Annotated in this window: 20 protein-coding genes; 12 read left to right on the top strand and 8 right to left on the bottom strand. The window is 60.0% G+C overall.

The features are described 5' to 3' along the window. Nucleotides 1-59: 59 nt before the first annotated feature. Nucleotides 60-1,193 carry a substrate-binding protein gene (locus EN824_RS30805; RefSeq protein WP_135907016.1) on the top strand — a complete coding sequence of 378 codons (1,134 nt, stop codon included), beginning with the start codon at nt 60-62 and terminating at the stop codon, nt 1,191-1,193. Between the two features lie 409 nt (nt 1,194-1,602). Here the strand turns inward: EN824_RS30805 and EN824_RS30800 are convergent, their stop codons facing one another. The 4 genes from EN824_RS30800 to EN824_RS30785 form a co-directional block, all read right to left on the bottom strand. Then, nucleotides 1,603-1,803 carry a plasmid partitioning protein RepB C-terminal domain-containing protein gene (locus EN824_RS30800; protein WP_135907018.1) on the bottom strand — a complete coding sequence of 67 codons (201 nt, stop codon included), beginning with the start codon at nt 1,801-1,803 and terminating at the stop codon, nt 1,603-1,605. Between the two features lie 341 nt (nt 1,804-2,144). Then, nucleotides 2,145-3,014 carry a hypothetical protein gene (locus EN824_RS30795; protein ID WP_135917261.1) on the bottom strand — a complete coding sequence of 290 codons (870 nt, stop codon included), beginning with the start codon at nt 3,012-3,014 and terminating at the stop codon, nt 2,145-2,147. Beyond that, nucleotides 3,011-3,409: a phage holin family protein gene (locus tag EN824_RS30790; protein ID WP_135907020.1), complete on the bottom strand. Its 399-nt coding sequence runs from the start codon at nt 3,407-3,409 to the stop codon at nt 3,011-3,013. Before EN824_RS30790 ends, EN824_RS30795 begins: the two co-directional genes overlap by 4 nt. Then, a complete protein-coding gene (locus EN824_RS30785; protein ID WP_135907022.1) occupies nt 3,406-3,924 on the bottom strand; it encodes a hypothetical protein in 519 nt (172 codons plus the stop codon). Before EN824_RS30785 ends, EN824_RS30790 begins: the two co-directional genes overlap by 4 nt. 221 nt (nt 3,925-4,145) lie before the next feature. Between EN824_RS30785 and EN824_RS35670 the strand changes: the two genes are divergently transcribed. Continuing rightward, nucleotides 4,146-4,292 (top strand): hypothetical protein, encoded by a 147-nt coding sequence (locus tag EN824_RS35670; protein ID WP_210236373.1) that lies wholly within the window; start codon nt 4,146-4,148, stop codon nt 4,290-4,292. Between the two features lie 267 nt (nt 4,293-4,559). Here the strand turns inward: EN824_RS35670 and EN824_RS30780 are convergent, their stop codons facing one another. Further along, nucleotides 4,560-5,450 carry a LysR family transcriptional regulator gene (locus EN824_RS30780; RefSeq protein WP_135917260.1) on the bottom strand — a complete coding sequence of 297 codons (891 nt, stop codon included), beginning with the start codon at nt 5,448-5,450 and terminating at the stop codon, nt 4,560-4,562. A gap of 131 nt (nt 5,451-5,581) precedes the next feature. Between EN824_RS30780 and EN824_RS30775 the strand changes: the two genes are divergently transcribed. The 7 genes from EN824_RS30775 (at nt 5,582) to EN824_RS30745 (ending at nt 11,758) form a co-directional block, all read left to right on the top strand. Next, nucleotides 5,582-6,430 carry a transporter substrate-binding domain-containing protein gene (locus tag EN824_RS30775; protein WP_135907026.1) on the top strand — a complete coding sequence of 283 codons (849 nt, stop codon included), beginning with the start codon at nt 5,582-5,584 and terminating at the stop codon, nt 6,428-6,430. A gap of 91 nt (nt 6,431-6,521) precedes the next feature. Beyond that, on the top strand, nt 6,522-6,827 hold the full coding sequence (locus EN824_RS30770) for a (2Fe-2S)-binding protein (protein WP_135880718.1): 306 nt from the start codon (nt 6,522-6,524) through the stop codon (nt 6,825-6,827). Continuing rightward, nucleotides 6,824-8,368 (top strand): NAD(P)/FAD-dependent oxidoreductase, encoded by a 1,545-nt coding sequence (locus EN824_RS30765; protein ID WP_135933047.1) that lies wholly within the window; start codon nt 6,824-6,826, stop codon nt 8,366-8,368. The genes EN824_RS30770 and EN824_RS30765 overlap by 4 nt, the downstream gene beginning before the upstream one ends. Then, the gene (locus EN824_RS30760) at nt 8,361-9,524 is read left to right on the top strand and encodes an FAD-dependent oxidoreductase (protein ID WP_135907032.1); all 1,164 of its coding nucleotides are present in this window, start codon (nt 8,361-8,363) and stop codon (nt 9,522-9,524) included. Before EN824_RS30765 ends, EN824_RS30760 begins: the two co-directional genes overlap by 8 nt. Continuing rightward, a complete protein-coding gene (locus EN824_RS30755) occupies nt 9,521-10,234 on the top strand; it encodes an ABC transporter permease subunit (RefSeq protein ID WP_135880715.1) in 714 nt (237 codons plus the stop codon). The genes EN824_RS30760 and EN824_RS30755 overlap by 4 nt, the downstream gene beginning before the upstream one ends. Before the next feature lie 2 nt (nt 10,235-10,236). After that, a complete protein-coding gene (locus EN824_RS30750) occupies nt 10,237-10,929 on the top strand; it encodes an ABC transporter permease (RefSeq protein ID WP_135880714.1) in 693 nt (230 codons plus the stop codon). Nucleotides 10,930-10,948: 19 nt separating this feature from the next. Further along, on the top strand, nt 10,949-11,758 hold the full coding sequence (locus EN824_RS30745; protein WP_135907034.1) for an ATP-binding cassette domain-containing protein: 810 nt from the start codon (nt 10,949-10,951) through the stop codon (nt 11,756-11,758). 274 nt (nt 11,759-12,032) lie between these two features. On the opposite strand, the gene EN824_RS30740 is transcribed toward EN824_RS30745, so the two are convergent. Next, nucleotides 12,033-12,494 carry a cupin domain-containing protein gene (locus tag EN824_RS30740; RefSeq protein ID WP_135917258.1) on the bottom strand — a complete coding sequence of 154 codons (462 nt, stop codon included), beginning with the start codon at nt 12,492-12,494 and terminating at the stop codon, nt 12,033-12,035. Nucleotides 12,495-12,603: 109 nt separating this feature from the next. On the opposite strand from EN824_RS30740, the gene EN824_RS30735 reads away from it, so the two are divergent. Then, complete coding sequence (locus EN824_RS30735) at nt 12,604-14,157, top strand: winged helix-turn-helix domain-containing protein (RefSeq protein WP_135933046.1); 1,554 nt, start codon at nt 12,604-12,606, stop codon at nt 14,155-14,157. A 262-nt stretch (nt 14,158-14,419) separates the two neighbouring features. Here EN824_RS30735 and EN824_RS30730 read toward each other — a convergent pair whose 3' ends face one another. Then, complete coding sequence (locus EN824_RS30730; RefSeq protein ID WP_135933045.1) at nt 14,420-16,243, bottom strand: adenylate/guanylate cyclase domain-containing protein; 1,824 nt, start codon at nt 16,241-16,243, stop codon at nt 14,420-14,422. Nucleotides 16,244-16,721: 478 nt separating this feature from the next. Here EN824_RS30730 and EN824_RS30725 point away from each other — a divergent pair, with 478 nt between their 5' ends. Both EN824_RS30725 and EN824_RS30720 read left to right on the top strand, forming a co-directional pair. After that, entirely contained in the window at nt 16,722-17,207 is a 486-nt protein-coding gene (locus EN824_RS30725; RefSeq protein ID WP_135917256.1) for a hypothetical protein, read from the top strand. Nucleotides 17,208-17,481: 274 nt separating this feature from the next. Continuing rightward, on the top strand, nt 17,482-17,721 hold the full coding sequence (locus tag EN824_RS30720) for a hypothetical protein (RefSeq protein ID WP_135880709.1): 240 nt from the start codon (nt 17,482-17,484) through the stop codon (nt 17,719-17,721). Nucleotides 17,722-18,108: 387 nt separating this feature from the next. On the opposite strand, the gene EN824_RS30715 is transcribed toward EN824_RS30720, so the two are convergent. Further along, on the bottom strand, nt 18,109-18,345 hold the full coding sequence (locus EN824_RS30715; RefSeq protein WP_135917255.1) for a hypothetical protein: 237 nt from the start codon (nt 18,343-18,345) through the stop codon (nt 18,109-18,111). Nucleotides 18,346-19,285 lie beyond the last annotated feature (940 nt).

Genomic DNA, 19,285 nt, shown 5'->3' with positions numbered 1-19,285 from the left:
AGCGCCGCCCGCCGCCCGGCGGCGGCGCGCCCGATGAACCCCAGATTTGGAAAAATCAAATGGATCCGAAACCCATCAAGATCGGCCTAATCGCCGAACTCACCGGCCCATTGTCTTTCATGGGCATCGCAAATGCGAACCTCACCACCATGCTCGTCGACGACATCAACGCCAAAGGCGGCTTGCTCGGCCGGCCGCTGGAGCTTGTCATCGAGGACGGCGAAACCACCGACACCGTCGCCAAGGCAAGGACCGCGAAACTGATAGATGTCGACAAAGTCGACCTGGTCGTCGGCGGGATCTACAGCTCGACCCGCCAGGCCATCAAGAGCGAGGCAGTCGTGCGGGGCAGGACGCTCTACATCTACACCGAGCAGTATGAGGGACAGGAAAACGATCCCCTGATCTTCTGCTCGGGTCCAGTGCCCGCGCAGCAGGTCGAGCCGCTGATCCCATGGTTCATGAAGACGACCGGGGCAAAGACATTCTATCTGCCATCGGCCGACTACATCTGGCCTCATTTGCTGAACAAGGCGGCGAGCCAGATTGTGCGCGCGAACGGCGGTGAGATCGTCGGTGAGGAATATTTCCCCCTCGATACAGTCGATTTCCGGCGGACGGTCGAGCAGATCATGGCGAGTGGCGCCGAGGTGGTATTCAACACCCTCGTTCCGCCGGGCCTGACGCCGTTCCTCGACGAATTGCACAAGGCCGGCTTCGGCAAGCGGGGCGGCAAGATCATCTGCACCTACTTCGACGAGAACTTCTTCAATCTTGTGCCGTCCGAGCAGATCGAAGGCCTCTACAGCTGCCTCGACTACTATCAGGAACTCGATGATCCGTTTGGCCGCGCCCTCTTGCATCGCTACCAAGACCGTTTCCCCGGCAGCGCGATGTTGACCGCAGGCAGCGGCTGCACCGGCCACTACCGAGCGATCAAGATGTGGGAAGCGGCGGTGACCGAAGCCGGCACGGTGGAGCGCGATGCGGTCATCCGGGCGCTCGATCACGCGCGAATCAGCGAGGGACCAGGTGGCCGGGCCGAGATGGTCCCCGGCCAGCACCATGTTCGCATGAACATGTACATTGCGCAGGCGCAGGGCGGTCGATTCCGGGTCGTCAAGAACCTGGGTCCGATCGACCCCAACGAACGCGCACTCAGCGACGAACTCCAGCTAAGCAAGGCAGTGTAACTGGTGGCGTCTAGCACCTATTCTTCCATATGGCGGGGGCGGCTAGATAATGCCCTCGCCATGAAACGGGTCGATGGTGGTTGTATCAGGCACCCCCACTAGAGCAACCGACATACCAAGACGCGCTGTCGTGGCGCGAGACTTGAAGTCGCTGACAGGCGACTATCAACGCTGGCTCTTGGCGCAAAGGGTCCACGATATGCCGGACGCGTCAGTCCGCTTTCCACTCTCGCCATCCCTAAAACGGACAGTCCGCAAAGCGGCCCATTGCCGCCCGTCTGAAATGCGCCCCATGTAAGTCTATGAGCTGAGCCTAGGCGCATCCCAAAAGCGGACATCCGAGCTAACGCCCGGGGGGTGCATGCTCCAGTTCCCAACACCGCCAAAGCCACCCGCAGCAGTTCGAAACTCAGCCCGCCGAGAGCCTGTGAAATTCCTCAAACTGACCCGGGAAATTCCGGGCCAGATTCCGCACCACCTTGGAATTATCCATCAGACGGTCAAAATAGCTGCTGGCCGCGACCAGCTCCAGGCTCGGTGAGCCACGTGGTTCGAGCGCGCGTAGAAATGCCAAACCGAGCCTAGCCAACTCGGGTTCCATCTCCGCCATTCGGCCGTGCGATCTCTATTGCGTGACCGGAACGACCAGCTGCAGCAAAGCGAAAAGCTTTCCGCGCCCGTGCAATCCTGCAGCAGATAGATGGCTTCCGGGCAAAGCTCGCCGGCGCGGAGCTGGGAGGCGCTCACTACAGAGGCAGGTTGAGGCGACCGCTGTGCGGGCCGTGAGCCTTGGATTTTCTGTGCCAATGCACTTGGCACCGCTGGCGGTACGGCGTCGCTAAATGCGACCTGGCAAGGCAGGCATGGACCAACGTGGCTTGAGGTTGGCCATCCACGCTGCAGCTAGCTTGGACGCGCGCCCTGATCGTGAAAGCAAGCCGAAAACCTACCTCACGTCGCCCGCTCTCCGCTGGCGTCGCTGATCTTGTCCCTGACGGCCTTTTCGGTTTCCGAGGCTGCGGTTTTGACGACGTCAGAAACTGTGTTGATGATCGAAGCAGGATCGGCGCCGAAGCCCTTTTTGTCGGCCTCGTCCTTGACTGTTTGGTAGGCTTGAGCGGCAACATCCTTGGCGCCTTCGACGCCTTGATGGAGCAAGTCGTTCGCCTTGTCGCGGATAGCGTCGCTCGTTTCACCGAGCTGTTGATCCTCGAATTCGGTGCGTGGAAGCATTGCTCCTACCGCTGTCCCGAACGCCAGGCCCAGAGCCGCCAGCATCAGCGGTTCCCGGCGCATCAGGTCCACGGCTGCGGCCGTTGCTTTACTAGCCTGATCACCGTATTGGCTGGCGCTGTGCGAAACGCTCGAAGCAGCACCTGCCATGGACGAACGCGCGCCATCGGCCGCATCTCCGACGATAGATTTTGCCTTGTCGGCGGCGCCTGACAAAGCGTCTGACACGCCGCTTATCAGACCCTCGCTGTCAAATGGGAGATCCACTGCTCCGGCATCACCGGCGAAGTCAGGACGCAAGCTCGAGCGGGCCGAATCATTGACCGAGACCGGCTTCTGGGCTCCTTGTCCTGCCATCAGCCACATCAAGCCAACGCTTACGAGAGCGACGGGAAGCGGATTCGCACCAACCTGTGACTTGAGGGCACTGAGCATCGAGCTGCCATCGCCGCTTGTAAAGAGCCCGGAAAACTCGTCGATGAGCTGGCCTGGCGTCATTTTGTTGCGAATGGATTCGGCCGTGTCGGAAACGTTGGCCCGCGCGATTTCGGCCTCACGTTGAAGTTCGGCGGATGATTTCTCGATCATTTGACTTGGTCCTTGATTACCTTTGCGTCGCTCTTCAGCTGCGCGGCGGTGCGATCCGGCGTTAATTCAGATGGTTTCATATTTGCGGAGCCTGTCTTCACCAAGACGAGGCCAAGGACGGCGACTACGATGCCGACCAGCAGCGACGACCATCCTGGTCCGAGAGGGGTTTTCGAGAGCGCGATGACCAGGGCCTGCAGAAGCACCATTAAGGCGGCCAGAAGGCAAATGGCGCCGCCCAGAACCTCGATTGCACCCGCGCCAGCCTTTTCGGCCTTTTCCGAGAGCTCAGTTCTGAGGAGCCTGCCCTCGGTCTGGACCAACGTAACAACCTGCTGCGACAGGTCTCCGATCAGCGTCATCAAACTGCGGTCCTCTTGGCTGCCGGGGGTCATGGCGTATCACTCCCGGCTGCCACATCGGGTTGGGGACGATCTTTAGCGTGGGGACCTGGCGACGAGCTTTTGATAAAGCGACCCAATGCCAGACCCGCGACCATTGCTCCACCGAACAACGCCGCCGGATTGCTGCCGCCGAAAGCGCGGACCTCAGCCAGGACTTCTTCGAAAGGCTTGTCCTTGAGCGACGCGGACATACGCTCAAGACTGCCGGCTGCTTCAAGGGCAAACTTTGCCGCCGCTTTCTGGTCGCTGTTGGCTAGGTGGTCACTGGCCGCGCGGACGGCGCCGCCAAGCGCGGCGACCGCACCCGTCAGGGTATTCTGTGCAAGCTGGGCCTCGTCGAGTAGCGCGTCCTTGCCTTCTGCGGCCACTTCCTTGGCTTTCTGTGAAATATCTTCCTTGGCTGAGCCGAAAATCTCGGAGGCCAAGCGCCCCGCCTCGTCGGCGCGGCCGGCAATCTCCCGCTGGGCCCGCGAGAAATCGGGGTTAGGATTCGGTTCAGATGCCATGCCAGTCTCCCATGTCGGGCCAACCATCAGTGGAGGCCTAGAAACGAGAGGATCGCGAGCACGACGACCACCAATCCGATCAGATAAATGACACCGTTCATGTGCGTGTTCCTCCAGACGGGGCAACTTGCCATTTCCTCAAACGTTCCGGCGTTCGCTGATTTATGGTGTCGGTGAGAGGTGCGTTGAGAGTCTCCTCACATCCGTTCTTTGCTCGAACCATGAACCTGGCAGCCTTTGAAGGGCAGGTACAACTGGACACGGCGCCGCAAAAAAAGCAGAGCAGGCGACGAGAGTCGACATTTGGTGAGATTGGCCCGGGCATCAGGGAGCTGCGTGACGGCGCGCTGTCGTGGCGCGAGACTTGAAGTCGCTGACAGGCGACTATCAACGCTGGCTCTTGGCGCAAAGGTCCGCGATACGGACGCGTCAATCCGCTTAGTCTCGCCATCCCGAAAACGGACAGTCCGCAAAGCGGCCATTTGCCGCCCGTCTGAAATGCGCCTCATATCGGTCGTTGCGAGAGGCCAAGCAGCTGTCTAAAAGCAGTCCTCTTCACGAGACCTTTCAGCGCACGCCATTTACACGAATCGGAGCTCCGCCTGATTGTTGAAAGCCATGGCCCCTCCAATCCTTCACGGGGCGCGCATCGATGTTTGGGCGGCAGCTTGGAGAGCGCGCTCTAAATGCAAGGTAGCCGCGCGTCCTGGGCGGTTCACCGATTGCTCAAGATAATAGTTCCCTGGTCCCGGCGTTTTCGGCACGAAGGAACAGACGCCCAAGTTCAAAGAGGCCGCCAATGGGCCACATACAGGAACATGGCCGATTGCAATGCCCAGTCCCTGGCTGACCATCATCAGCGCCAGTGGAGTCGTATCGACTGATTCCAGCATGAGATTGCGCCCCTGCATCGGCCCGAAGTTATGGGTGAGCAGCGCGGTCCAGCCCATGGCATGCGAGATCACATCAAACAATCGAAACGAGAGCAGGCTCTCAAGATCCGTTATTTTCGGGGCATCTTCCTTGCGGCACATAACGACATGCGACATTCCCATAAGCCAGTTGGGATGACGGACAAGGTGCGGCTCTTCTCCGAAACGGATCGCCAGATCTGGCTCCGTCTTGCGCTGTGTGCCCTCCATCATGAGATCAACGCAAATTGACGGGTTCTCGCGCTCAAACTCGGCCAGGACCCGCGGCAACCAACTCATGGCCATCAACTGGCTTGCAAGAAGGGCGACACGCTCAGCGCGCTGCTTGCCAAAGATCGAAGCGGCCTTGCTTTCGATCGCACCCAGCGAAACCTGAACTGTCGGCAGGAAGTCACGTCCCTCGGCAGTAAGGCTAATCCGGTTCGCCGCCCGTTCGAATAGCGCGCGACCCAAGTGGGTTTCCAGAGCCAAAACCTGCTGGCTCACCGCCGCCGCCGACATGTTCAATTCCTTGCCCGCGCGAGCAAAGCTCTGATGCCTCGCGGATGCCTCAAACACGCGAAGCCAATTCAAGGACGGGATCAGCGCCGACATGATCGGGCAGCATAAGCTCAACTTAGCCTTAGAGCAACGAGATACTGTCTCAAGCGAAGCCCCGTTGGGTGGCATATTCAGGCGGGCTGAAGGACCCGTCCATTCCAACGCAATAAGAAAGGGAACAGGGAATGCAAATTCGACGCACGATACTCGCGCTGGCCGTTATGCCGCTTTTGGCCGGCACGGCGGTCGCCCAGAACCTACCTGACCATATCACCATCGCTACTGAAGGGGCTTACCCTCCCTGGAACTACACCAACTCCGATGGTTCGCTGGGCGGCTACGAAATCGACCTGACCAAGATTCTGTGCGAGCGCATGAAGATCAAATGCGACGTCGTTCCACAGGAATGGAGCGGCATCATTCCTGGCCTCACCGTCGGTAAGTACGATGCCATCATCGCCTCCATGGGCGTGACCGAAGAGCGCAAGAAGGTCGTCGCCTTCTCCAAGCCCTATGCGAAGGCGCCAAACGGGTTTCTGACTGCGGGCGACAACGCACTGAAGGACCTACCAGACGCCGGTCAGTCTTTCGACCTCGCGAAATCTCCGAAGGACGCCGAGGCCGCAATGGAAGTCCTGAAAGGAAAGCTCGCCGGAAAGGTGATCGGCGTACAGACTGGGACGACGGCGGCGACCTTTGCCAGCCAGTACTTCAAAAATCTTCAGATCCGCGAATACCCGTCGTTCGAGCAACTGGGTCTGGAACTAACCGCGGCACGCATCGATGTGGCAATCGCCAACGTGACGGCCTTCAAGGCCGTGATCGACGCCAATGCGAAGGGAGCGCTCGTCTTTGCCGGTCCAACCTTTGCCGGCGGCGTGCTCGGCCTCGGCACGACCAACGTTGCGCTCCGCCTCAAAGACGATGCGCTACGGGCGGCATTCGACGGCGCCATCACCGAGATAAACAAAGATGGGACGAACAAGGCCCTCACCGCGAAGTGGTTCGGCGTAGACATCTCGATCCACGAGTAATTGACCCGGTCCCCTCCCTTTCAAGGGAGGGGACCAATGCATGCTCCGGTAGGCGCAAGCGGTCCCTCAAGACATTTCGACAGGTGCTGGCATGTTCAAGCCCATCGGGTCCTCCGAGGCGACTATTACTGTCTTCTTAGACAGCGAACCGATTGCCGCTCGTTCGGGTGAGACGATTGCTGCCTGTCTTTTGAGGGCCGGCGTTTCGCATTTCCGCACCACGCCGGTTAGCGGTTCTCCCAGGCTGCCATTCTGCATGATCGGTCATTGCTTCGACTGCCTGATCGATATCGAGGGCATTGGAAGCCGCCAGGCATGCCTTTCGCAGGTCCGGGACGGGATGAGGGTTCGGACCCAGAAAGGTGTCACGACGATAACCGGAGCAGGATCACAATGACCATCCTGACCAATCCAATTTCGCCCGGCGAAGTACCAAACGGACGGGTGCCCGATGCCGATGTCATCGTCATTGGCGCAGGCCCTGCAGGAATGGCGGCTGCTGTCGAACTGGCTTCTGCGGGAAGCCAGGTTGTCGTCCTCGACCTACAGCCGGCACCCGGCGGACAGATCTTTCGCGCGCTCGACGCGAACTTTGAGGATCGTCCAGGGACCGAGGTCCTTCTCAAAGCGCTTGGCCCGACCTACGCCGCAGGTCACACGCTGATCCAAAAATTCAGGACTACGCCTCGCATCGACTATCGCCCTGAAACCGCCGTTTGGGATCTGCGCGCCGATGGCACGGTCGGCTGGCTCAAAGGAGAGGTGGCCGGGTATTTGCGGGCGAGGCATGTGTTGCTTGCCAATGGCGCGATGGAGCGCCCAACTCCCTTTCCCGGCTGGACCTTGCCCGGCGTGATGACGGCCGGAGCTGTGCAGACCCTGATCAAGGCCGGGCGTCTCCAGCCAGAGGGCCGGGTCGTGCTCGCAGGCACCGGCCCCCTGATTTTCCTTCTTGCCGAGCAATTGCGGCGCCTCGGGGTAAGGCCAGCGCTTATTGCCCGCACGGACCGGCTGCGGCACAAGATTGCGGCACTATCCCGGCTTCGTCTTGCGGGCCTTCCCGCACTTCTGAAAGGCGTGGGCTGGCTTACCCGCTTGCGGTTTGCCGGCATCCCCATGCGATCGGGCATCACCGAACTGCAAGCGCATGGCGGCAGCCAGGTAGAGCGCGTGAGCATGACTGTCGCGGGCATGAGGGTGGAACTGGCTTGCGACCTGCTGGTCGTCCACGACGGTATCGTCCCCGCTGTCGATCTGGCGCATGGTGCCGGCCTGGCGCTGGAATGGCAGAAAGCCGATGCATGCTGGCGGCCAAAAACCGCGCGGGACGGCAGGGCGCAACTGGCGCCAGGCGCCACCTTGACCACTGGGCCTTGCCGCATCCACGTTTCAGGCGACGCTCGCATGATCGGTGGGGCAGACGCCGCAATTGCCCATGGGCGCCACGCAGCAAGGGCAATCCTCTCTGAGCTCTCCGGTGCATCAAGCCTGAAAGTAGACAGTGACGTCGAGGGGGCTGCTGTGTGTGTTCAGCGCGCGATTGCCGCTCGGCCGTTCATCGATACGGCCTTTCCGCCCGGCCTCGCTTCGCAACTACCCGAGGATGCAACAATCATCTGCCGGTGCGAGGAGATAACTGCCGGTACTCTCCGCGCGATTATTCGCCAAGGTGCTACCGACATGGATCTGATCCGTGGCGTTTTGCGCTGCGGCATGGGCCCATGCCAGGGCCGGACCTGCTCGGTTACACTGGCGCGTCTCCTTGAGGAGACAGTGACGCAACAGTCGGAGTTTCCTGTTCCTTTCCGGGCGCGACCACCGCTGCGACCACTGCCCTTGGCGGCGCTTGCCGGATTGACCGGGTTCGATCCGCAGTTGGCCGAGATTGTCTCGCTTGATGATAAGCCAGAGGCGTCCTCGGACGGTTCCTATGCGTAGGGCTGTCGATGATGTTTTGATCATCGGTGGCGGTCTGCAAGGCTGCTCGATCGCGCTGTTTCTCGCGCGGGCTGGCAGGCAAGTCACCGTAATCGAGAAGAACCTTGCCGGGCGTCATGCCTCAGGGGTAAACGCCGGCGGCCTTAGGCTCCTGATGCGGGATGTGCGTGAATACCCGCTGTCTCTGCGCGCTATGGAGATGTGGGAAAATCTCACCGAATACGTTGGGGCTGCAGGCGCCGAGGCTTGCGAAGTGCGCCTGGGCACATCGCAAATCGCGCTGGCCATGGATGCTGCGGAACTGGATTGGGCTGAGGTGCGCGCTCAGGATATGCGACGTCGCGGCATCTTTTCGGAGGAATTGATCGGTCCGGAGGAATTGCACCGCTTGCTGCCCGGCCTCGCGCGCTCAGCGCTTGGCGGTCTCATTTCTCGGCGCGATGGACACGCCAATCCTGCCAACGCTGCTCGTGCCTTCCGCGATGCTGCCGAGGCGGCTGGCGTGCGAATTGTTGAGCGCTGTGCCTTACGCGAACTGCGACGTGCACCGGGAGGCAACTGGGCGGCTGAAACCGATGCTGGGTCTCTCGAAGCGGAGCGCATCATCAATTGCGCCGGCGCATGGGGCGCGAACGTAGCGGCCCTCGTGGGCGAGACACTGCCAATGAAAATTCTGGCTCTCACCATGATGGTGACAGCGCGTGTGCAGGCCTTCGTTACGCCGGTGGTGATCGGAATCGACCAGCCGCTATCGTTCAAACAGAGCGCCGTCGGCTCCCTGGTTATCGGCGGCGGCATCTCGGGTAAGCCCTGCCCGGATCAGGATACCTCGTTCACCATCATGGACCGCATGGCCTCAAGCGCGATCGCCACGATTACTGCGTTTCCCGCTCTGGCAGGTGTGCCAGTTCTAAGAACCTGGACAGGTCTCGAAGGCGCAACGCCTGATGGTATCCCCTTCATCGGACCCAGCACCCAGCATGACGGCCTCTGGCACGTGTTCGGGTTTTGTGGCCATGGCTTTCAGCTTGCGCCTGCGATTGGAGAGATTGTCGCCCAGTCGTTGATTTCCGGGGCTGCCGACTCGAGGCTTGCTCCATTTGCAGCAGACCGTTTTCGCACCAAACCACCGCTCAATCATGAGGCCTTGCAATGACGACGAGCTTCATAGAATTGTTGGGCTTCGGACCACAGGGCTGGGGTCTACCTCTCCTCAAAGCGGCAGGGATAACCCTAGCGGCCGCGATTTGTGGCTTCTTTCTTGGCAGCGTCCTTGGAATTGGTGGTGCGAGCCTGAAACTGGCACGATCGCGCTTCTTGCGCGCCATTGGCCAATTCTACACAACGGTTTTTCGCGGCGTCCCTGAGATCCTTGTCGTTTATCTGTTCTATTTTGGCGGAAGTGTCGTTCTTTCAAAGGCGATGAACGTCGGTGGCTTTCCCGGCTTTTATTCGCTGCCTTCCTTTGCAACCGGCGCCATCGCCGTCGGGGTCGTATCCGGCGCCTATCAAACCGAGGGCTACCGGTCCGCCTACTTGCGCCTCGACCGGGGGCAGATAGAAGCCGGCGCCTCTTGCGGCATGTCCAGACTATTGCTGTTACGGCGCATCATCGCGCCGCAAACGCTGCGCTTTGCCCTGCCCGCGCTAGGCAATGTCTGGCAGTCGGCGCTGAAGGAGACATCACTTCTATCAGTGATTGGGCTGAGCGAGTTGCTGCGCCAGACCGGGACAGCCGCGGGTTCGACCCGTCAGCCGCTGCTGTTTTATGGCGTTGCCGCCCTGGTGTTTCTGATCATCGGCCGGTCAACGGGCATCGTCTTGATGCGAATGGAACGCCGCCTCGCCAAACCCTGGAGTCGCTGATCATGGATTGGCCGTTTCTTTTGGATGTCCTGCGGCAGCTCCTGTCCGGCCTGCCGCTCACTCTGCAGCTTGCCGCCTTGTCGCTTTCGATAGGTTTTGGTTTGGCAGTGTTGGTGGCTGCGGCCGCAGCCTGCCCGTTGCCGCCTTTGCAATGGCTTGCCCGGGCTCATGTCGAGGTGTTTCGTGGGACGCCGCTCCTGGTGCAGATATTCCTGATCTACTACGGCCTCGGCCAGATCATCATTTTGCGCCAGTCCTTTCTCTGGCCGTTCCTGCGCGAGCCATATTGGTGCGCAATCCTGGCTCTGGCACTTAATACCTCAGCCTATACGGCCGAGATCATTCGCGGTGCGGTCCAGGCGGTGCCGCCGGGCGAAATCGAAGCAGCTCGCTCGTGCGGCATGTCGGGCTTCCTGCTGCGTCGCCGGATCATCTGGCCGATTGCGCTACGCCAGGGGCTCCCAGTCTATGGCAGCGAGGTGATCCTGATGATCAAGGCAACATCCTTGGCCAGTATCATCACCCTGACCGAGGTGACCGGCGTCGCCTACAAACTGATTTCCTCGACCTATCGCGTCCTGGAAATCTTCGTGGTCAGCGGCGCGATCTATCTGGCGCTCACCTTCCTCCTCAGTTCAGCTCTTTCGCTGGTCGAACGGAGACTGCACGCCCATCACGCACATCGCAAAGCCTAGCACCCCATAGGAGACCCACATGGCTCATGTCGCCGCCTCCGCCGCCTCAAATAGAACTGCTGAAACTGCCGCTATCTCAGTTGAAGGCCTTCACAAGCACTTTGGTAGTGTGGAGGTCCTGAAGGGTATAGATTTCGAGGCCAAGGACGGAGAAGTGGTCTCCATTCTGGGGGCGTCCGGCTCCGGCAAGTCGACTTTTCTGCGTTGTCTCAACCTTCTAGAGATGCCATCGGCGGGACACCTGCGCATCTTTAGCGAGGAGGTCAGGCTGCGGGCAACGAACGGCAACCTATCAATCGCGGATCGCAAACAGGTCGATCGGCTCCGCACGCAAGTGGCGATGGTCTTCCAGAATTTTTGCCTCTGGAGCCATATGAACGTCCTCGATAACCTTATGGAGGCGCCGCTCCACGTCCAGCGCCGAAACCGCGCAGAGGTCCGGGACGAGGCCGAGGCCGTTCTCAAGCGGGTGGGCCTGCTGGAGCGGGCCAAGGCGTACCCAGCCCAGTTGTCAGGCGGCCAACAACAGCGAGCAGCCATTGCTCGGGCCCTGGTCATGAAACCGCGGGTTTTGCTCTTCGACGAACCGACATCCGCACTTGATCCCGAACTGGTTGGGGAGGTCTTGAAGGTAATGCGCGACCTAGCGGCGGAGGGCCGAACCATGCTCATCGTCACCCATGAAATGGCATTCGCACGCGACGTGTCGAGCCGAGTCTTGTTTCTGGATCAGGGGCGGATCGAGGCTGAAGGCAAACCCAATCGTCTGTTTGGTGGCGGCGCAAACGAGAGGTTCGACCGGTTTGTTTCCCGGTTTAACCAAGGTTGAGGCAAATACTCTGATCTGCAATAGATTCGGCCCTGGGGCTGCACCATGGCAAGGCCGTCCACCACGGATCAAGCGCGCGGCCGGAGGGAGCGGGCTAGGGGCCGACGTCACTGTGATGAAGCTGGAAGCTGACAGCCCGGTTCCGGCTCCAGCTGCCCGGCGGTAATGCGCCTCATCCCTGTCGTTCAGGGCCGCCTGTACACCCTCAGAAGCGGACATCGCAGGTGCCGACGATGCGCGGCTTGCGCCATTACGCGATACCGCAAATCAAAGCCTACACTTTTATTGTCAGGGTCGAGAGCTGGTCAGTGTCGTAACGGTCCCGCAAGTGGGCAAGCGCTTTCGGATCCGGAGAGCTGTGTGTAGCCAGTTTGGCAAGTTCTTCGAAATAGTGTTCATGCCCAGGCGGAGAGACGGTCATCAGCACCCGCGCAGGCTTTTCGCCGATATTGGTGATATTGTGCGGCGCCCCCGGTGGAATAAACAGGAAAGTACCTGGGGTCGCGTGGATCGTCTTGTTCCCTACATGCCACACGCATTCGCCCTCAAGCACAAAGAAGGTTTCCTCCTGCACGCGGTGAACATGAAGGCCGGTGGCGAACCCGGCCGGGATTGTCCAGTCGAACATACTCGTATGTTTCGTATCCTCGCCAGTGACGAGGAACACCATTGGATAGCCACGTAGCATGCCCCCCTTGTTCTCTTCGGGCATGCGAATGACGGGAGCGACGCTCATCTGATCCTCCATTGGTAACATGTGGGCAAGATGTGCTTGGCGTTTCGGCAAGTCCTTAGGCCGTTCCGAAATCGTTGCGAAAAATTCACAAACGGTATCTTCTTCGCAAATGCCAACACGCTTTGCATTTGGCCCGTTTCGCCTCGACGCCGATGCGGGAATTCTATTCCACGGCGTCGAGCCGACGCCGCTCGGCAAGCGGGCGGTCGCGTTGCTTGCGCGGCTTGTGGAAAAGGCGGGTGCGCCGGTTCAGAAAGAAGCTTTGATCGAGGCGGCGTGGTCCAGACAGGCCATTGAGGACAGCAACCTTACGGTCCAGATTGCGGCGGCACGGCGGCTCCTTGAGGACTTGGCGGGCGGCGCATGCTGGATCGAAACGCTGCCGCGACGCGGCTACCGCTATATCGGGCCGGCGGTCACAGCCGATAGCCGCGAACCGAGAGTCGATGGAGCAGAACCGGCAACGCTGACATTGCCGGACAAACCCTCGGTCGCGGTTTTGCCGTTCTCGAACCTAAGCGGCGATCCGGAGCAGGATTATTTCGCCGACGGTATGGTTGACGATATCATCACCGGCCTGGCGCGCATCAACTGGCTGCTCGTCATCGCGCGAAATTCGACCTTTGCCTACAAGGGCCGCGCCTTGGACGTGAAGCAGGTCGGCCGCGAGCTTGGCGTCCGGTATGTACTCGAAGGCAGCGTGCGGAGGGTCGGGGGCCACGTGCACGTGACCGGCCAGATGATCGATGCATCGACCGGCGCTCATGTATGGGCCGAGCGATATGACCGCAGCTCCGACGATATCTTCTCGCTTCAGGATGAGATCGCCATTTCGGCCGTCGGCGCAATCGCACCGAGCCTGCGGCGTGCCGAAATCGACAGGGTGAGGCGCAGGCGTCCGGATAACCTGGATGCTTATGACCTTGTGCTTCGGGCCCAGCTTGACGTTGATTCCGGAATGCCTGAGCGGGCGATGCGAGCGCTCGTGCTGCTCGAACGCGCCATCGAACTCGATCCGGCCTATGCGCTGGCGCACGGCAACGCTGCGATGTGTCACCACTGCCTCTTCCTCCGAAGGGGCTTGGAGGAAGCCAACCGCGCCGCATCGATACGCCATGCGCGCTCCGCCATCCTTCATGGACAGGACGATGCGTCCGCATTGACTCTCGCGGGATTTTCCCTCGGCATGGATGGTCATGACCGCAGCGCTGCTTTGACTGCAATGGAAGCCGCGCTTGCGATCAGCCCGTCATCGGCGCTGACCTACATTCTCGGCAGCGTCGTCCTCGGATGGAGCGGAGAAGCAGAGCGAGCCATCGAGTGGAGCGAACGAGGCATGCGGCTAAGCCCATTTGATCCTTGGGCCTTCGCCGCTTTCGACGCGCAGGCGATGAGTCATTTGCTGTGCGGCCGCTACGACGAAGCCTGTCGCGCCGCTTACAAGTCCGTTCAGGCCAATCCCGCACACAGCATCACTTATGTGCAATTGGCCGCTGCGCTTGCCAAACTCGGCCGGTTGGAAGAAGCGAGGGCAGCTGCCGCACGGGTGCTCGAACTGCACCCAACTTTTCGCTACGGTCGCCAGTTTGCGGGCGTGAACTGCGCTCAGGCGCTCGCGGAATGCCTTGGTGATGCGCTTCATGCTGCCGGGCTACCAGAATAGCGCGGCGCTCTCGTGAGTATGATCGGTCCGGGCCAATGAGCGGATGTCGCATGAGACGGCCGGTTGGCGGCGGTTCAATTCCGGTTGCCGGATTCTATGGGTGCAACCAAACTGGTGAAAAACGGCACTAAGCCAGGATTTTTGGTCCTTCATCCTGCCAATCGCCAAAATACATCAGGTGGTTGGATACCATCAAAAATACCAACACCGAGACGGGGGAAACCCACTTAATAATGGTGCCGGCCTTCATCGCGCCGCCGACCTAGCGGCCCCTCGAAACCTCTAGTGCAGGCGCAGGGCTTTCGTCCGCGTATTCGGGTATCGCCGCCTTGGCGTACCCCTGCCGGATGCGTTCGGCGTCGGCCGGATTGCTGAAGGGTAGCCGCCCCACGTGCTCTGAAAAGCGATAGCTCGGGTTTATCTCTTTTAGCTCGGCGCTCACGCGCCGTGCTTCATCGACGTCGCCGAGGTGGCCCAGCGCGGCAATAAGGAGCCCCCGCGACAGGTCGGTCTTGGGCGACACGCGGATACGCTCGCGAAATGCCTCGACCGCTTTCTGGTACTCCCCGGCCAGGAGGTAAGCCGAGCCGATGAAGTGCCAGGTCAAATGGCCCTGCAGCGGATCGAGGCGCAGCGCGTGCTCCAGATCCGGAATCGCCTCCAGCGGCGCGCCGTTGTAGATGTTGCCCACCCCGCGCAGGCCGAAGGCCAGTGCGAAGTTGGGGTTGAGAGCAAGCGCCTTCTCCACCTCCTCGCGATGTCCGGCCGGATCCTTCTCCCAAAACTTCACCAGCGCGGCCATGTAATGCCCATAGGGCAGGTTGGGGCCCTTCTCGAGCGCCAGCCGACTATAATGGGCAGAGAGTTCCTTGCTGTCGGTGCGCCCGCTCCAGTGGTTCTGAAAGTCGTGGTTGTAAGCGTGAGCCAGGCCGGCATACGGTTCGGCATAGTCGGGGTCGAGCTCAATCGCCTGGATGAACAAGGCGACCGCGCGCTCGAATGTCTCGTTTGTCTTATCAGGACCGGACAAGACCTCGCGCCCGCGCAGGAAAAGATCATGCGCCTGGATGTTTCTCGTTGGTGTATGGGCGATGCGCGCCGACTCGGCCGGGGTCAGGGCAACCCTGAGGGCTTCGACGATGCGGCGCGTCACGTCGTCCTGCAGCGCGAAGATATCGGTCATGTCGCGGTCGTAGCGGTCCGCCCAGACATGGGTCCCGGTCCGCGCATCGATCAACTGGGCATTGATCCTGACGCGGTTGCCGGCGCGGCGGATCGAGCCCTCGAGCACCGCAGTCACGCCGAGCTCGCGCCCGACCGTCCGGACATCGATGTTCTTGCCTTTGTAGGTGAAGCTGGAGTTGCGGGCGATGACCGAGAGGCCGGCGACCTTCGACAGGTCGGTTATGATGTCTTCGCTGATGCCGTCGGCGAAGTAGTCCTGCTCGGTGTCGCCGCTCATATTGGCGAACGGCAGGACGGCGATCGACAGCTTTGCCGACTTTGATCCTCCGGGCCGGCTCGTCGAGGGTTCCGACGTCGCGATCGCCTTCGCGCCGGCGGCACCGACCGCCAGCGAATAAACTCGGATCGGCTCGGCGATGTTCTTGAGCTGCGTGCTGCCGAGATCGGCGACCGAGAGGTTGAGCCTCGCTTTGACCTGGCGATAGGCATCTTCGGACAGGCAGATGGCCCCGGGCGCCGCAACGCCCTCCAGACGCGACGCGATGTTGACACCATCGCCCATCAGGTCGCCGTCGCTTTCCTCGACAACGTCTCCCAGATGAATGCCGATCCGGAACTCGATGCGACGGTCCTGCGGTACACCGGCGTTGCGCTCCACCATTCCGTTCTGCACCTCGATAGCGCAGCGCACGGCATCCACCACGCTGCGGAACTCGACAAGCGCTCCATCTCCGGTGCGCTTGATCACGCGCCCGTTGTGCACGGCGATGGTCGGATCGATCAGGTCGCTGCGTAGTGCCCGCAACCTCGCCAAGGTGCGATCTTCGTCTTCGCTGGCGAGCCGACTATATCCGACCACGTCTGCGGCTAGAATTGCGGCTAGCTTGCGATTCTCACCCATAGCGCCCTCCGCGGCTATCGAGGTTAGCACAACGAACCGTTGAGCGCCTCCCCATTCGATGGGTGCGATCCTGGCGAAAGTCGTCGTTGAAATTAGCGCGCCTAACGGCAGCTATTCAAGCTCGACGCCCGTAAGCCGACAGTCAGAACTCGGCCTCAAATCGGTTATCGGAAACGGCAGCGTATGATCGGTCTTGGCCACCTATCGGCGCTTTCCACCCTCGATCATCGCCCGCCGTTTAATTAGCCACGATGTCAGCATGCGTGACCCAACCGGTTGCGGATATTGTGATTGCGGCGGGTTATGGTTGGACCTCTGCGCCGAGCCGAGGTTGGACGCGTAGCGTGCTTTCAGTGCATATCCGACCTAAGTCCTGAGGTAGCGCCAGCGAAGGTCCTGCATTCGCCTTTTTCTGGGCATAGTGGGAATATCTCCGTCTCTTCTGCGTTGTCTCAATGTATTGAGGAGGAAACCTATCATGCAGAATCCAAAATTAACCCGAACCTTGCTGCTCGCCCTTCGGGCGTCAACTGTCCTGGCTTTGGTGGTGGCGCCCTATCAGCTCAGCTTTGTGAGCTCGGGCAAGATCCAAATAGCCGCCGCGTATGCCAAGAGCGAGGGTGGCGGCGGCAGTAGTAGTGGTGGTGAGGGTCATGGCGGCAACTCCGGGTCTGGCAGCGATGGAGATCACGACTCTGGGCACGGCGGCAACTCTGGCCGCAGTGGCAGCGACGATGGTGCAGACCACGATGCCGGTGACGACATTGGGCATGATGGGCAGGAGCACGTGAACGCGGCAGACGATAAGGTCGAGATTTCAGGTGACAAGACCGAAGTCACCCATCCCGACGGCACAAAGGAAGAGATTGAGAATGGCCGCCTGGAGGTGAAGGACCCTTCAGGGCGCACTATAGTTGAGCGTGCTGCAACACCCGAGGACATCGCGCGACTGCAGTCGCTGTAAGCACAGATCTGTATGGCACAACGCGTCAATTCACCTCCGTCTGCGGGCGAGGGCGCTCTGAAGCCTTTCAACAGCGTAACTTTTTGACGGACCCATGCGTCGGCTTTCGGTGCCGTAAGCAAAAAACCCAGCTAGATCAATGATCTAGCTGGGTTGAAACAATCGAGTCTGACCAATTCAGATCCACCCAAACGCCACATAAAGCTTCAAAGCATAAATGTTGGGGGAGCCCAAAGTTTGTGCTACAAATTGTGCTACCTATTGTGATATTGCGATGCTTATCCACTGGTTTGGACCTATTCGTCTCAGTCTCATTGATCGCACCCGTCACACTTACCTCAAGTACGAGGCGGCGCCGGACTGTGTCGAGGCGCTGGGTGCACTCAACCGCTGGCCCGGCCGAACCGGTATCCCGATCGCCGTGTATCTGAAGCGATGGGAGGCGAGCTGTGCTGAGCTTCAAGCCTCGCCCCGACTGCCTGTCCGCCTGCGCAAGCTGTTGCGCATCGCGTGATCAGCCCAAGCCAGCGAGTATTGTCATCTGGGATCGTCACGCGCGGAATAAAGTGCGGACCCGTCCGCTTGCGGGCTCAAGCCCTCGCGGCCACGCGCGCCAATGGCCGCTCCCATTGCGAGCGGAATTTCGCACCGATTGCACCGACCATAAGCTGCAGCCAGTCGTGCTGGGTCGCGCCGGAAGGTGTTCATCGACACAGTTTACGGCAGTTGCCCTGAATGTGCTACATATTGTGATAAAACTAAATAAAAACAACATTCTTATGTCGCATATCGACCCCAGCCAACGGGGCCTTATGACAAACGCGTCTCTTCGCTATGTATTGGCAAGCCCTGGGGTGAAAAATGCCTGGACTAAGCTTCGGGCCATAGGTCGAGTCCTCGTTCAACCCTTAGAACGTTTGACTCGCTCACGCACTGCGGAAAGGCGCCTTTCCTTCGCCTGAAGATTCTGCAGCGCGGCCTCCAGGTGGTCATATAGCGGAAGCCATGCCTCGCCTTGCTCGCCGCGTGCGACGATGATTTCTGCGATGCGGTCGAGAACTCGTTCGATGCGCTCGGTAGTGACCGGACGACGAGTGGTCGAGTGCGGTCTCACGAAATCACCCTCCTGCAAGGTCACCGGGTCAGCATCCCTCTGTAGTCGGATTTGGATCATGGGGGAAGGCTGGCGCAATATTGATCGATCGACAGCAGTAAGACATCGGCTGCTCTAGCCGCCTACGAGTGACTCTATAGTAATCGGCGATGCGCTCTCTTACGGACTTCCTTGCTAGCCTGCCTGGTATCATGCCCATTAAGACGAGAAGGCTCGTTCTTGAAGGAGATGTTCTGTCGAAAGCTGAGCGCGCCGACATCTACATACCCGAAAGGAATTGGCTCGATCTCGTTCTTGAGGTTGGTCCTGATGCAGCCGCAGCGATCCTGTTAGCCTACAAAAACGGGCGCCTTCCGATGAAGAGAGGCTGTACGCCAACGAATTCGCCTCAAGCAGAAGCTTATCTTGCCGAAGGAGACAAACTTAGGAAGCAACTCGCGGAGAGAAGGAGCAGAGCAAGCGGTTAAAGACCCATCGCTCATTCTAGAGCGAGATCTCATGCATCGCCTGATCGACAGCGTGTTTATTGCTAACATTGGCACCGGATCAGGTCCGATGGTGTTAGCGGGCATCACTGTGCATAAGCAGGTCATCGGCTACAAGAGCGATAGCGGGAAGAGCACAGGTTGGCGCCTTCGGTTGACTGGACAGGATCGGATGGTCAGCCCCGGCATTCCGAGACGGTCCCGCCGTAGGCCGACAATCGACGCAACGACCCTGATCGAAACTGGGGCTTGCATGAATGATGGCGCTACCAAGTGCCAATGGAGCAGGCTGGCTCTTTTGGTTGCGATGGATGGATCGCTCCAGCGGGGCGTGATAGACTGTGCTGACGGTACTTTTTGAGATCGGGTCGAGTGTGCGACTGAGCACCGAGAGAGCGAAAACCGACCGATTGGCTCCGATAGTCTATGAAACCTCAAAACTTTTTTTGCGGCGATTTTCCGTTTAAAGTCAATAGTGT

The sequence above is a fragment of the Mesorhizobium sp. M8A.F.Ca.ET.181.01.1.1 genome (assembly GCF_004792025.1).
Taxonomy (GTDB): domain Bacteria; phylum Pseudomonadota; class Alphaproteobacteria; order Rhizobiales; family Rhizobiaceae; genus Mesorhizobium.
Note: the sequence above shows the minus strand (reverse complement) of the source record. Positions and strands in the feature narration are given on the sequence as shown.